Annotated in this window: 15 protein-coding genes; 4 read left to right on the forward strand and 11 right to left on the reverse strand. The window is 58.1% G+C overall.

From position 1 onward, the window contains the following. The first annotated feature begins 173 nt into the window (after window positions 1-173). Window positions 174-1,499 carry a sigma-54 dependent transcriptional regulator gene (locus tag PMI01S_RS18825; RefSeq protein WP_084321594.1) on the forward strand — a complete coding sequence of 442 codons (1,326 nt, stop codon included), beginning with the start codon at window positions 174-176 and terminating at the stop codon, window positions 1,497-1,499. Window positions 1,500-1,562: 63 nt separating this feature from the next. Here the strand turns inward: PMI01S_RS18825 and fapF are convergent, their stop codons facing one another. From fapF to PMI01S_RS18870, 9 genes are all read right to left on the reverse strand, one after another. After that, window positions 1,563-2,843: a fibril amyloid transporter FapF gene (gene fapF / locus PMI01S_RS18830; protein WP_084321595.1), complete on the reverse strand. Its 1,281-nt coding sequence runs from the start codon at window positions 2,841-2,843 to the stop codon at window positions 1,563-1,565. 45 nt (window positions 2,844-2,888) lie between these two features. Continuing rightward, a complete protein-coding gene (gene fapE, locus PMI01S_RS18835; RefSeq protein ID WP_084321596.1) occupies window positions 2,889-3,629 on the reverse strand; it encodes a fibril amyloid subunit FapE in 741 nt (246 codons plus the stop codon). 33 nt (window positions 3,630-3,662) lie between these two features. Further along, a complete protein-coding gene (fapD, locus tag PMI01S_RS18840) occupies window positions 3,663-4,343 on the reverse strand; it encodes a fibril amyloid maturation endopeptidase FapD (protein WP_084321597.1) in 681 nt (226 codons plus the stop codon). 62 nt (window positions 4,344-4,405) lie between these two features. Next, the gene (gene fapC, locus PMI01S_RS18845) at window positions 4,406-5,713 is read right to left on the reverse strand and encodes an amyloid-like fimbrin subunit FapC (protein ID WP_084321598.1); all 1,308 of its coding nucleotides are present in this window, start codon (window positions 5,711-5,713) and stop codon (window positions 4,406-4,408) included. A 53-nt stretch (window positions 5,714-5,766) separates the two neighbouring features. Beyond that, on the reverse strand, window positions 5,767-6,339 hold the full coding sequence (gene fapB, locus PMI01S_RS18850; RefSeq protein ID WP_084321599.1) for a fibril amyloid subunit FapB: 573 nt from the start codon (window positions 6,337-6,339) through the stop codon (window positions 5,767-5,769). Between the two features lies 1 nt (window position 6,340). Continuing rightward, on the reverse strand, window positions 6,341-6,766 hold the full coding sequence (gene fapA / locus PMI01S_RS18855; RefSeq protein ID WP_084321600.1) for a functional amyloid chaperone FapA: 426 nt from the start codon (window positions 6,764-6,766) through the stop codon (window positions 6,341-6,343). A gap of 357 nt (window positions 6,767-7,123) precedes the next feature. Continuing rightward, on the reverse strand, window positions 7,124-7,648 hold the full coding sequence (locus PMI01S_RS18860; protein WP_084321601.1) for an AAA family ATPase: 525 nt from the start codon (window positions 7,646-7,648) through the stop codon (window positions 7,124-7,126). Continuing rightward, a complete protein-coding gene (gene pnuC, locus PMI01S_RS18865; protein WP_084321602.1) occupies window positions 7,645-8,208 on the reverse strand; it encodes a nicotinamide riboside transporter PnuC in 564 nt (187 codons plus the stop codon). Before pnuC ends, PMI01S_RS18860 begins: the two co-directional genes overlap by 4 nt. 208 nt (window positions 8,209-8,416) lie before the next feature. Continuing rightward, window positions 8,417-10,051 carry a methyl-accepting chemotaxis protein gene (locus PMI01S_RS18870; RefSeq protein WP_084321603.1) on the reverse strand — a complete coding sequence of 545 codons (1,635 nt, stop codon included), beginning with the start codon at window positions 10,049-10,051 and terminating at the stop codon, window positions 8,417-8,419. A 285-nt stretch (window positions 10,052-10,336) separates the two neighbouring features. Between PMI01S_RS18870 and PMI01S_RS18875 the strand changes: the two genes are divergently transcribed. Continuing rightward, complete coding sequence (locus PMI01S_RS18875; RefSeq protein WP_084321604.1) at window positions 10,337-11,167, forward strand: undecaprenyl-diphosphate phosphatase; 831 nt, start codon at window positions 10,337-10,339, stop codon at window positions 11,165-11,167. After that, the gene (locus tag PMI01S_RS18880; protein WP_084321605.1) at window positions 11,164-11,592 is read left to right on the forward strand and encodes a DUF1294 domain-containing protein; all 429 of its coding nucleotides are present in this window, start codon (window positions 11,164-11,166) and stop codon (window positions 11,590-11,592) included. The genes PMI01S_RS18875 and PMI01S_RS18880 overlap by 4 nt, the downstream gene beginning before the upstream one ends. On the opposite strand, the gene PMI01S_RS18885 is transcribed toward PMI01S_RS18880, so the two are convergent. Then, window positions 11,589-11,948: an MmcQ/YjbR family DNA-binding protein gene (locus tag PMI01S_RS18885; protein WP_084321606.1), complete on the reverse strand. Its 360-nt coding sequence runs from the start codon at window positions 11,946-11,948 to the stop codon at window positions 11,589-11,591. The two genes, PMI01S_RS18880 and PMI01S_RS18885, sit on opposite strands and share 4 nt — an antisense overlap. Continuing rightward, complete coding sequence (locus tag PMI01S_RS18890; RefSeq protein WP_084321607.1) at window positions 11,945-12,853, reverse strand: LysR substrate-binding domain-containing protein; 909 nt, start codon at window positions 12,851-12,853, stop codon at window positions 11,945-11,947. The genes PMI01S_RS18885 and PMI01S_RS18890 overlap by 4 nt, the downstream gene beginning before the upstream one ends. 129 nt (window positions 12,854-12,982) lie before the next feature. On the opposite strand from PMI01S_RS18890, the gene PMI01S_RS18895 reads away from it, so the two are divergent. Then, on the forward strand, window positions 12,983-13,594 hold the full coding sequence (locus PMI01S_RS18895; RefSeq protein WP_084321608.1) for an FMN-dependent NADH-azoreductase: 612 nt from the start codon (window positions 12,983-12,985) through the stop codon (window positions 13,592-13,594). Window positions 13,595-13,614 lie beyond the last annotated feature (20 nt).

A 13,614-nucleotide genomic window follows, 5' to 3' on the forward strand; every position in this document is an offset into this window, starting at 1 on the left:
GAAAGGTTCGGCTCGTTAGGTAACTAACAAAGTTACTTCTTATAACTGCTTAAGCGGCCTTCCTATAGTCAATCGATACAAGACAATGTCAAATTATTGCTAATGTTACAGTCAGGTCTGCCAAATGACTGTTTTTAATAATATTTCCTAAAATTTGGCGCCAAGGAACAGTCATGATCGAAGCGCCCGCGTTACGACGTCTGTTAGTGGTGGACCCGTGCGACGACTGCCATCGTCTGTTGCCGGGGTTGCGCGCGGTAGGTTGGGACGTTGATAGCTGCACCCTGGAACATGCCGTCGACCGAACCTGCGACGTTGGCCTGTTGCGTTTGCAGCCGTTTCATCTGGAACGCCCCGAGGCCGTCAAGGAGCTGATCAGCCGCAGCGGCACCGAGTGGATTGCCGTGCTCAACCAGGAAGTCCTGCGGCTGCAAAATGTCGGGGACTTCGTCTGCGAATGGTTTTTCGATTTCCACACCTTGCCGTTCGATGTGTCGCGGGTTCAGGTGACGCTCGGACGGGCATTTGGCATGGCGCGCTTGCGTGGCCAGGGCACGGTTCACATCAATCAGCCCGAACATGAGCTGCTCGGCGACAGCAAACCGATTCGCGAGCTGCGCAAACTGCTGAGTAAATTGGCGCCCACCGAGTCTCCGGTGTTGATTCGCGGTGAAAGCGGGACTGGCAAAGAGCTGGTCGCCCGCACCCTCCATCGGCAATCTCAGCGACACAGCAAACCCTTTGTCGCGATCAATTGCGGCGCGATTCCTGAACACTTGATCCAGTCCGAACTGTTTGGTCACGAGAAGGGCGCCTTTACCGGCGCCCATCAGCGCAAGGTCGGTCGGATCGAAGCCGCCAACGGCGGAACCCTGTTTCTCGACGAGATCGGTGACCTGCCGCTGGAGCTGCAAGCCAATCTGTTGCGCTTCCTCCAGGAAAAACACATCGAGCGTGTGGGCGGCAGTCAGCCGATTCCGGTGGATGTGCGGGTATTGGCGGCGACACACGTTGACCTGGAAGCCGCCATCGAGAAAAAACGCTTCCGCGAAGATTTGTACTACCGCCTCAACGTGCTGCAAGTGGTCACTGCGCCGCTGCGTGAGCGCCATGGCGATCTGTCGATGCTGGCCAACCACTTCTCCCATTTCTACAGCCATGAAACCGGCCGTCGTCCGCGCAGCTTCAGCGAAGACGCGCTGATTGCCATGGGCAAGCATGACTGGCCTGGCAACGTACGTGAACTGGCCAACCGGGTACGCCGCGGGCTGGTCCTGGCCGAGGGACGGCAGATCGAGGCGCGTGACCTGGGGCTGATCAGCCAGCAGACGATTGCTGCGCCGATGGGCACCCTCGAAGACTACAAGACACGCGCCGAACGCCAGGCGCTGTGCGACGTTTTGAACCGCCACAGCGACAACCTGAGTGTCGCCGCCCGGGTGCTTGGCGTGTCGCGGCCCACCTTTTACAGACTGCTGCACAAGCACCAGATCCGCTGAACGCAAGATCAGACAATAAAAAATCCCGCTACGATCGAAATCGCAGCGGGATTCGGTTTTGGATCAGAAGTAGTACGGGAATTTCAGGCTGAAGGAAAAGTCTGGCGCGTCGTCGGTCAGGCCGATGGCCAGGTTGGGAACGATCGTCAGGTTGTCGGTGGCTGCCAGAGTCATGCCGATGTTGAAGTTGGCCGCGTTGTAATCGCTGTTGGAAATCGATTGCCAATCGCCGCCGTCCGGCTTGATCTTGCTTTTGCGGGCGAACTGATCGGTGAACGAGAACGACATACTCATCTTCTCGTTCAAGGCGAATGCAATGCCGGCGCCGACCTGCCAGGAATCGCCCAGTTTCACGTCCCCTTTAACCTTGGCGCCGACCTGAGGGCTGATGTCGCTGAAAGAGTCCTCCATGTTGTAGGTGTAGGCCAGGGAGCCGAACAGCACGGCCGGGTCGAAGGTCTTGACCAGTGAGATACCCGGGGTGATCGACCAGACGCCATTGCCGGTAGGCAAGTCCTCGGGGACCGCGAGGTTATCGTTGTTCGGATCCTCGATCAGCTTGATGCCGTAAGGATCCTTGCCGGTGGGTGCCTTGATGCGCAGTGTAGCGACCGCGTCGGGCAGGCTGGCCGACTCATCCAGAAACTTGTAGGCAACGCCCACGTTCACATCGCCGATGGTCGGGTCGCGGGTAACGGTTGCGTCCGACGTCACAGGGCCTGCACCACCAGCGCCACCCGAGGAATACGTTGATTCGCGATAAACCACGGGGACGTTAATGTCGAACTGCCAGCGTTGCGCCACGTTGTAGCGGGCAGTCAGGTCCAGCGTCCAGTTGTCGGCCTTGATGCGGTCGAGGTTGATGTTGCCGAGGAAAATCGAGTCCAGCGCCAGAAAGCCATTGAGCGTCAGCGCACGTGTATCGAAGTGCGTGTACGTCAGGCCGGTTTCCACACTGAACTTGCCGCCACCGAAAAAGCCACTGGCTTCGTCATACAGGTTGGAAACGCTTTGCGCAGGCTCGGAATCATCTCTGAGCGATTGGCCGTATGAACTGCCGGTGGTTCCCGGCGCACCAGCCGCCACCGTCTGGCCACCCCTGCTCGGTTCGGCAGGGGATTTGGTCAAACGTTTGGGAGGCGGTGTCACCGGTGTTTCTTCTACCTGGCGAACGCGCTGTTCGAGGACCATCAGCGCGTTCTGTTGTGCTTCGTAACGCTGTTTCAACTCCATGAGTTCTTGTTTTAATGCTTCAACCTGGGGATCCGATGCTGCGTAAAGCATTGTGCCCGGTGCCAGGCTACTCAAACAAACGATAGCTCTGAGCGTTAACGATCGGTGCATGGTTAGGCGTCCCTTCTGAGTACATCTGATGAGACTGAGCGTAGATCAGAATCCGAGAGCGCGAAGACCTTTGAGCTGATCCAGGTTGCCATTCAGCGAACTGGTTGATGGCAGGTTATCGCGCAGCACAACGTTGATCGACATCAGGTTGTTTACCTGGTTGCCACCGCCAAGCAAGGTCGCGTTTTGCATGAGCCCGCCCTGGGCGAGACGCTGCGCGATGCTCCCCTGGTTGTTATTGGCCACGATATTGAGCTGCACGCCCGCGCCGGTAGAGGAAATGCTCAGCGCCCCGGCACCATTGGCGTGGGTCAAGGTTGAGCCCGCGGCCAGTACTTGCCCTTGGTTGTTCATCTGCGGAGCCTGGCCACCTTTCTGGACGTTGAGATTAACGTTGTTGTAAGCGCTGTTGTTGTCGCCGGCAGCGCGAACAACTTGAGTGACGCCCTGGGTCGTGTTCAAACCGTTTCCGCCGCTGACGGTACCGGTGCCCTGAGTAACCGTCGAGCCATTACCTGTTTCGTCAATCATCGACACATAGAACTGTGGCTGGATGGTCGTTTGCTGAATTTGCATCGAGGACGTTGCCCCGATCACTTGACCGTTGGCATTTTGCCAGGTGCTGGTCATGACAATCCCGAAACTGACGATCCGTCCCGGCATGACATAGCGACCTCGCAGGCTTGCCAGTTCCTGATCGCTCAGCTCGATGGGTTTGAATATCTGTGCCTGGGTTGGCAGGCTGGCGGCCAGGCAAACTACAGCCAGCCAGATTGGAGTCTTCATTAGATGCTCCCGGAGCGTCGTGCTCCCTTGTTATTAGAAGAAGTCGCTTCGGATAAATCCGAAGTCCAACAACTCTGCGTCTTGCACCGGGCTGAAGGTGTCAATACGGTTCTTGGCAGTCAGTGGCAGGGGAGGGTCGAGCAGCGCATTGGTTTTGTCATAGCCCTGGCCAATGACGGCAAAGATGATGCCGTTCCAGCCTTTGACAAAGTCGTCGACAGTGAAACGTTTATGACCCAATACCGGATCTCCGATATAGACCCAGCCGTTGTGGACTTTTTGCAGAACTACAAAATGTTTGTAGCCACGGATATCCATGAGGACCACGACGGGAATTCTGATATCGCTCAACGTTTCCGCCGCTACCCGGTAGCCACGGGCCCGCATGCCGATGCTTTCTACGTAACGCTTCATGTCGAGCATGGAGAAGCCCTGTACGCGGACAAGGTCTTGATCGGCGTGTGCCAGCATGCCTTCGATGATCTGTTCTTCATTCACGTCCAGCCAGTAGGCCTGGCGCAAGATGGTTGCCAGCGCAGCTGCACCGCAACTGAAGTCGGTTTTTTGTTGCACCAGGTCGGCAAATTTACGCTCGCGTACGCTCTGGATCGGCTTGTACACCACCGCGCCGCCCGGGAGGACGGAAAGCGGCAGTTGTGCAGCCTCGATCACGCTGGCCACGCAAAGCAAAATTACCAAGGCGATAATGCGCATGGTGGGACGCCCTCTGGTTGTGTTGAAAAAGGCCCCCGTGAGGGGGCCTCCAGAGTCAGCCATCAGAACGATTGGTTGGAAATGGCCAGCGAGTTGCTTTGTTGGTTACCTACACCGGCAGCCACGTTGACGCCGAGGTTGCCACTGCCGCCATTAACCGAACCACTCAGGGTTGCGGTGTTGGTCACAGGGTTTGCCCAGCCATTTGGGGTCAGGATTTGATAGGACACTGTGTTGCTCAAATCCCATGAATTGCTTTCGCTGTAGCCCTTCACTTCGTGTTTGGTAGAAGCGGACGATTTCTCGCCTGATTTCTCGAACGAAGAGTCAAACGATTTTGCAAACGAGGAATCGAACTCTTTTGCGAACGAAGAGTCGGTGGACTTCGAGTGCTCTGTATCGACAGATGCATTAAGCGACGCGTTAAGCGATGCATCGAACGACGAACTGCGGGTGCGATCGCCATGGCCATAATTAACAGTAACGGATTTGGAACCATCCGCCGCTGCTTCCAGGGAAGCGACTATAGAAGCATGGCCGGTAGCGCTCTTATCGGTGCTTTTTGAACCGCTTGCATCAAAGTGCTTGGTGCCGCTGACGTCATAACTGCTAGCACCGCTCTTGGCCCAATTGCTGGAAGCGCTCTTATCAACGTTCAACTCGGAGTTATGGCTGAAAGAGGCACTGCCGCTTTTGGTTGTGGTTAATGTCACTGTAGTCAGGGCGACGTTCTGATCCGCCTTGTTGTTCACTACCAGACCAGGGCCGTTTTGATCAGCAGAGGCGGTAGCTGTAGCGTTGCCGAGCGGAGCATTGGAGTTGGCAATTGCCATGGTATTTTTCTGTTGGTTCAGGTCGCCGCCAGCAATGTTGATCCCCATATTGCCGTTGCCGCCATTACCCGACTGGCTCATCACCGCAGAGGCCGTGGTGTTGTAGTTGTCGACCTTGTTGTGGTTGCTGTACTGCTTGACGCTGGCAGTGGCAGTGGCAACGCCGAACACGAAGGAGTTATCGAGTGCGGAGGTGGCGCCAGCGTTCGCGATGGCTGCAGCGTTGTCTTGTTGGTTGCCGTCGCCTGCCGCCACGTTGATGCCCACGTTGCCGTCGGCGCCGGTTGCGGAGCCACTCATTTCGGCGTTGTTGATAGTCCCTTGGTTAAGGATGCGATTGTTGGTACTGCTCTGTTTGTCGTAGGCATTGGCAGTCGCATAGACAGGGATCTTTGTAGGAGGCGGCGTGTGGTGACCGTTGTTGTTATGACCATTGTGGTGGTCATCGTGACGACGATCGTTTCCAGCTTGCACAGCAACAGCCATGAGCGCAGCAATTGCGAAAACCAGAGGCTTGAGTGCCATCGAAGGTTTCATGGTGATTCTCCGTACTTATTTTAGGTTAAGTGTTGTTTCCTACCTTTTTTGGGTCAGTCCGCGACCCGTACGCTCAGGGTATTAGCCATTCGGTTTCCTACCCCGGCGCTCTGATTCAACTGAATCACCCCACGGCTACCGGTGAAAGCCTGATCACTGGTAGTGACCTGGCGATAGCCTGGTGCGGAGTCGGTTGGATCGGAGTTTTTGAGCAGCGCCACGTTCTGTTGCATGAGGACGCTGTCGTCGATACTTTGCGGCTGCTTACTGATGCTGATCCGCAGCGCATTGGCTTGCTGGTTGCTGGCGCCCGCGCTCTGGTTGACGCCGAGTACGCCGTTACCGTGGCTGAAGGAGTCGCCCTGAATGCTGGCTCGAGCATCCATCCTGGGGTCGACCTGTGTGTTCAGCCGTTGGCGAATCTGAGTGGTCGCGCTGGCTGCATCGCCTATGGCGATGGCCCGGGCGTTAGCCTGTTGCTGCTGATCTCCCGCAGCCTGGTTGACCGCGAAGTTGCCTTGGTACTGCATGCCTGAACCGCTGATGTCGGCGTTATTGACGACGGGGGGTTGAGCAAAGCTCGATGCGCTGCAAAACATGGCGATAATCAGCAGCTTGTGGTTCATCTCAACGGCCTCCCGTAATGACGTTCAGGCCGCTCAGGCCTCGCTGGACGCTTGAATTGACCAGGTTGGAAATACCGTTGCCCCCTCCCGAACGGCCGGCGGGGAGATTGGAAATCTGGTTTTGAGTGGTGATATTGCCGCCCAGATTGGTGTTGTTTAAATTGACCAGGCGTGTAATGCCTGCACCACTGGCGACGTTGGCAAAATCGCCGTCGTTCAGCTCGTTCGTCTGACTGAGGATCAGCTTGGAGGGGTTGGCATTGACGGTCGTGGGGTTAGGGTCGGGAACCACTGGGGCTTGTACTGCGTTTCGCGTCTGGACATCACGTTTGATAATGATGATGCCGTCGTCTGCCAGGCTGACGCTTGAGCCCAGTGCGCATCCGATCAGGAGGAGGCAGGTGCAGCCTTTATTGAAAGTCCCCACAGCGGCAATTCCTTCTTTTTGTGGGCTGGCCCTAGTCAGCGATGTGGGAGGAGAGAGCGAATGCTGTGCCGTTTTTTGAATTTTGTTTTAATTCAATGGGTTAAAAGTTTTGTCCGGGAAGGCGCTGTCGGGGCTGTTTCACGTCTGAGACACGCACATGCGCTTTTGACCAGCAAAAGCGGTTGCAATGCTCTGGAACAAGGGTTTGCGTCGAGGTGTATTACGTGATTAACAGGTGCGGGCGAAGAGGGGGCAGGCCGTTGAAACGGCCTGTTTGGGGCGGGCAGGGTGTAACAGGTATGGACACTTTCCCCCCCGGAACAGGGGATTTTCTGGGTGAAAAACCCAAAAACCGGGTCAGGGCTCCAGCAGTAACGTGACGGCTCGAAGCGCCTGCAGACGACGCTCGGCCCAGTCTCCCTGCAACACTTGAAACGGTTGTCGATGGGTTTCCAGCCATGTCAGGGTTGCGTCGAAAAATGCCCGGCGTTCACTCAAATCGGGTTGGCAGCGTTGGCCATCGTCCATCCAGTCGACCTGTTCGGGAGACAGCAGCAGGTGCAAGTCGTACTGGCGAGCCAGCAGCGCCTGCTCGATCCACGCGGGGCAATCGCCAAACAGGGTCTGGCTCCACAGGATGTTGCTCAGCAAGTGAGTATCGAGAATCAGCAGCGATGGCTGCCGGGCGCGGGCCTCGTCCTCCCACTGCAGTTGCCCGCGGGCGATGTCCGGGATGTCGGCCAGGCAGGTATCCCGCGGATTTTGCTCGATGAACCAGCGCACATATTCGTCGACCAGCACCCCACCGAAACGCGCTTGCAACTCGGCTGCTAGCCAGCTCTTGCCGCTGGATTCGGGACCTGTCAGTACCAGGACTTTCATGTGCGCAACGCCGGATCGGCGCGCCATTCCCGCCAGCCTTCTACGGCAATCACGATGAACAACCCATAGAGCCCGGCGGTCAGGTACATGCCCTTATAGATGAAGAGCCCTACGAAAATCACATCCAGGGTGATCCATAGCGGCCAGCATTGAACGCGCTTTTGTGCCATCCAGACCTGCGCCACCAGACTGAAACCGGTCAACGCCGCATCGAGCCAGGGTTGGGCGGCATCGGTCCAGTGCGCCATGGCCGCGCCGAGCAACAGACTGCCGACGGCACCGATGGCCAGGCCTGACACGATCGATTCCCCCTTCAGTTGGCTAACCTGCCGGCCCTGCCGCGCGGCCCCCGCGCGCGTCCACTGCCACCAGCCATAGAGTTGCAGCGCGGCGTAGATCACCTGCAACAGCATGTCCGAATACAGCTTCACTTCAAAAAAGACCCAGCTGTAAAGCGACACCATGACCAGGCCGATCGGCCAGCACCAGGGGTTCTGTTTGACCGTCAACCAGACGGCAATGACACCGAGGGTGGCGGCAAACAGTTCAAGCCCGGACATGGAGGTTCCTTGGGAAAATCGTAGAGGGAGCGGATTGTACCGGGATTGTATTGATGAGGCTTCTGTGGCGAGAGTGCTTTTGTTACGAGAGGATTATTGTGGTGAGGGGATTTGTCCCCGTTGGACCGCGAAGCAGTCCCAAAAAATCTACGACTGCTTCGCAGCCGAACGGGGACAAGTCCCCTCGCCACAGGGTCAGTGTTTGGTTTTAGACGCGGAACTGTTTGAGCAGCCCGTTCAATTGTTCGCTCAGATCCTTCAGCCGCACGCTCGCCACACTCGACTGTTCCGCCGCCAGCGCAGTGCTGTGGGACAAACCGGCGGCCTGGGTGACGTTCTGGTTGATGTCCTCGACCACGTGGGACTGTTGCAAGGTTGCGCTGGCGATGGAGGCGTTCAGGCCGTTGAGATTGCGCAGTGCCTGGCCAATGGCGTTCAGGCTCGCACCGGCGAGGCCGGCCTGTTCGATGGTCAGCTGGGACGCGCGACTGCTGTCGCCAATGACCTTGACCGCCGCTTCGGAGTGGCCTTGCAAGCGTTCGATCATCGACTGGATCTCGGCGGTGGACTTCTGGGTGCGCTGGGCCAGCAGGCGCACCTCATCCGCGACGACGGCAAACCCGCGACCTTGCTCGCCGGCCCGGGCGGCCTCGATGGCGGCGTTGAGGGCGAGCAGGTTGGTTTGCTCGGCGATGGAGCGGATCACTTCCAGCACGCTGCCGATCTGGGTGCTTTCGGTGGCCAGTGTGCGGATGACTTCCACGGCCTGATCAATGGTGCCCGACAACTTGTCGATCTGTTGCAGGCTGCTGTCGATGTTGACCTGGCCCTGTTGCGCCTGGGATTCAGCATCGCGCATTTCGCTGGCCGCCTGTTCGGCGTTCTTGGCCACATCCTGCACGCCGTACGTCACTTCATTGATGGCCGTGGCCACCAGTTCCATCTGCTGGGATTGCTGCTGACTGCGCTGCTGGGCCTGTGCGGCGTCGTTGCCCAGCTCGCTGGACGACTGGCCCAGCGCGCTGGCGGACGCCTGCAATTGACTGATCACCAACCGCAGTTTGGCGGTAAAGGCATTGAAGTGGCGGGCCAGTTGCGTCACTTCATCCTGGCCATGGGTATCGAGGGTGCGTGTCAGATCGCTTTCGCCGCTGGCAATATTGGCCATGGCGTTCACGGTGTCCTGGAGCGGGCGCACGATGCTGCGGGCAATCAGGATCACCAGCAACGCCATGATGGCGGCAATCACCAGCCCGACGACGGTCGCTTTCCAGACCTGAGCCGTGAATTCTGCTTGCATGTCATCGATGTATACGCCCGAGCCGATCACCCAGCCCCAGGGTTCGAACAGTTTGACGTAGGACGTTTTTGCTACCGGCTCGCTGGCGCCCGGTTTCGGCCAGCGATAGTCGATCGCGCCGGCGCCCTTGGCTTTGGCGAGGGCGACCATTTCATTGAACAGCGCAAACCCGTCCGGGTCGCGGATCGCCGAGAGGTTCTGCCCATCGAGTTTCGGGTTGGCCGGGTGCATGATCATCACCGGCGTCAGGTCGTTGATCCAGAAGTAGTCGTTCTGGTCATAGCGCAGGCCGCGAACGGCGGTCAGCGCCTGTTTCTGCGCGGCCTCGCGTGTGAGCGTGCCGGCCGTTTCGAGGCCGTGGTAATAGGTCAGAATGCCGCTGGCGGTCTGCACCACGTGCTGGGTTTTCTGGGCCTTGGCGTGATAAAGGTCTTCGTGGATCTGCTTGAGCATCAACACGCCCAACGTCAAAAGCATCATGACGGCCACGATCAAAATGAGCCACAAACGGCGGCTGATCGACATATTTCGCAAGCTGCTCATAACGCTGTCACTCCAGTTTCTTTTTCTTGTAATAAATGATCGCCAGCATCCAACCACACTTTGTCGATCGGCCATATCAGACCCAAGTCCTATAACGTGGCAGCGTTAATCAGGCTTGTCTGATAGGATTTCGGCCCCGCGCGGAAAAACCTGAGTCCAAGTCGATGTTTCACGGAATTTTTACGGTTCCGTCCGGATTCTGCGCGCGGGCCTTTTAGCTACGCTGACTGTTTCTGAAAAAATATTAACGGGGCATGCCGTCGCGCATCGCTTCTTGGGGGATTGATGGACCTTTGGACTGCCTTTTCGGCATTGATACTTGGCGTTGTAGAAGGGCTGACGGAGTTTTTGCCCATTTCCAGTACCGGACACCAGATCATCGTGGCCGACTTGCTCAATTTCGGTGGTGAGCGGGCCATGGCGTTCAACATCATTATCCAGCTCGGCGCGATCCTCGCCGTGGTATGGGAATTCCGGCGCAAGATTTTCGATGTGGTGGTTGGCTTGCCGACGCAGCCCAGCGCCAGGCGCTTTACCGCCAACCTGCTGATTGCCTTCTTGCCGGCCGTGGTATTGGGGGTGATCTTTGCTGACCTGATCCACCAATACCTGTTCAATCCGATTACCGTGGCCACGGCATTGGTCGTGGGCGGCATCGTGATGTTGTGGGCGGAACAGCGTCAACATGAGGTGCATGCATCAACCGTTGACGAGATGACCTGGAAAGACGCCTTGAAAGTCGGCTTCGCTCAGTGCCTGGCGATGATTCCCGGCACATCGCGTTCCGGCTCGACGATCATTGGTGGTTTGCTGTTCGGGCTGTCGCGCAAGACCGCCACCGAGTTTTCGTTTTTCCTGGCGATGCCGACCATGGTCGGAGCGGCGGTGTACTCGGGCTACAAGTATCGCGACTTGTTTGTGCCGGCTGATTTTCCGGTGTTCGCCATCGGTTTTGTCACCGCGTTCATCTTCGCGATGATCGCCGTCAGAGGCTTGCTCATATTCATCGCCAGCCACAGCTATGCGGCGTTTGCCTGGTATCGCATTGCGTTCGGTCTGGTGATTCTGGCCACCTGGCAGTTCGGCTGGGTCGACTGGACTGCGGTCAAGCCATGAATGATGCCGGCGGGCGCAACAGTCCCGGACGCCGGTCCGGGGGCGAGATTCACAACCTGCGACTGAAGCTGCTGGTGTTCGCGGTCGTGTGCGCACTGCCGTTGACAGGCTCGTTGTCGTTTTGGCTGCGAGGGATTTCACTGATTCCCCTGGCGGCCTACGGCATCGTCAGCGTGTTGGCGTTCTTCCTTTATTGGCGCGACAAGCGCAAGGCCCGCACCGATAGCTGGCGTACGCCTGAAAATGTCTTGCATGCGGTGGAGCTCGCCGGCGGCTGGCCGGGCGCTTTGCTGGCCCAGCAAGTATTCCGGCACAAGACGCGCAAAGTGTCATTTCAGCTGTTGTTCTGGATGATCGTATTGCTGCATCAAGTGTTCTGGATTGATCAGCTGTTTCTGGAGGCAAACCTGTTGGCGCTGTTCTAAAGCAGCAGCCCGACCTGCGTGCGCTTGGGCAGCTTGCTCACCACCAGTTGGTGGGAACGTTGCAACAGGCTTTGCAGTTCCTCGGTGCCCATCGGGTAGGGCGTTTGCATGATGATCCACTGGGCCCGCGCCAGATACGGCGCAGGATGAACGCCCGGGCGATCGCAATGCCCCAGAAACAGGTCCTTGTCGACCTTGAAGGCGAGGGATTCGCCCCGCAGGTTCTGCAGGGCGAACATCTTGTTCCCGGCAATCGAAAACACCCGCACGCCACCCCACTTGTAGTCTTCCCGCGCACCCGGCAGCGCGAGACAGAACTGTGCGGCATCCTCTTCGCTCATGCGTCCAGCTTTCATATCAGTCGGTCTCCACAGCTATTGAATGATTCGATCAAATGGTCGAGCCAGGCGCGGACTGCCGGCATGACCCCGCGCCGGTGAGGGTAGACCGCTTGCAGCCAGCCACCAGGCAAAGACCAGTCGGGCAGTAACTGCACCAGCGCGCCGCTTTCCAGTTCCTGTTCGCAATACATCATCGGCAGCATGGTAAAGCCCTGGCCCGCGAGGGTGCAGGCCCTGCGCACGATGAAGTCGTCGATGCCCAATCGGGCTTCGAGCGCGAGTTCATGACTTTTACCTTGTTGATCGAGCATGCGGATATGCACCATGCGGTCGGCTTCAAGGGCGCCAAGCACCGGCAGACTCTTGAGGTCCTCGGGATGATTGATCGCTCGCCCATGGAGAAAGTCCGGACTGGCCACCAACAGCATCTGCGCCTGACGCAGGCGTCGGGTGACCAGCAACGGGTCTTCATCACCCAATTCCCGCACACGTAGGGCGACGTCCACGCCCTCGGTCACCAGATCGACCCGGCGGTTCAGCAGCAGCACTTCGAGTTGAACCTGCGGGTATTTTTCGAGAAAGCGGCTGATTATTGTCGGCAGCATTTCGTGCGCCAGCCCGACCGGGCAGGACACCCGCAAGCGGCCGCGAGGCTCGCTGGACATGCTGGCCACGGCTTCATCGGCCATCTCGGCTTCCAGCAGCATGGCCTGGCAGTGCCGCAAGTAACGTTCACCCACGGCAGTCAACTTCAGCTGTCGCGTGGTGCGTTGCAGCAGGCGCGCGCCAAGGCGTTCTTCCAGTTCGGCGATTCGCCGCGACAACCTCGACTTGGGAATGCCCAGCAAACGCCCGGCTGCGGCGAAACCGCCGGCTTCGACCACCTTGGCGAAGTAGTAGAGGTCATTGAGGTCTTGCATGGTTTTAACTCGATTGTTCTATCAGTGAGACGAACTATCGCATTGTTGCAGTCTAATCAGCCATTGGTTTCCTCTGTAGGATTGTCCCCATCAGATCGCCCCGTGGCGATCCTCACCTGGAGATCCCACATGAAATTGCTGCATATCGATTCGAGCATTCTTGGTGACAACTCGGCTTCCCGTCAGCTGAGCAGTGAAGTCGTTAAAGCCTGGCAAGCCGCCGAGCCAAGCGCCGTGGTGACTTACCGCGACCTGGCCAGCGATGCCATCAGCCATTTCTCCGCGACGACCCTGGTCGCCGCCGGCACCGCCAGCGAACTGCGCAACGCCGCCCAACAGCACGAAGCCGAACTGAGCGCCTCGACGCTGGCCGAATTCCTCGCCGCCGATGCCGTGGTCATTGCCGCGCCGATGTACAACTTCACCATCCCGACCCAACTCAAGGCATGGATCGACCGCATCGCCGTTGCCGGTCAGACTTTCCGTTACACCGAAGCCGGCCCTGAAGGCCTGTGCGGTGGCAAGAAAGTCGTGATCGTGTCGACTTCCGGCGGCTTGCATGTCGGTCAGGCCACTGGTGTCGCTCACGAAGATTACTTGAAAGTGCTGTTCGGGTTCATTGGCATCACCGACATCGAATTCGTCCGTGCTCACGGCCTGGCTTACGGTGACGAAGTGCGTACCAAAGCCATGGGCGATGCCCAGACGCAGATCAGCGAGCAACTGTTCGCTGCCGCGTAAGGCTTGCGTAAAAGATGTAA

The sequence above is a fragment of the Pseudomonas migulae NBRC 103157 genome (assembly GCF_002091715.1).
Lineage (GTDB): Bacteria > Pseudomonadota > Gammaproteobacteria > Pseudomonadales > Pseudomonadaceae > Aquipseudomonas > Aquipseudomonas migulae_A.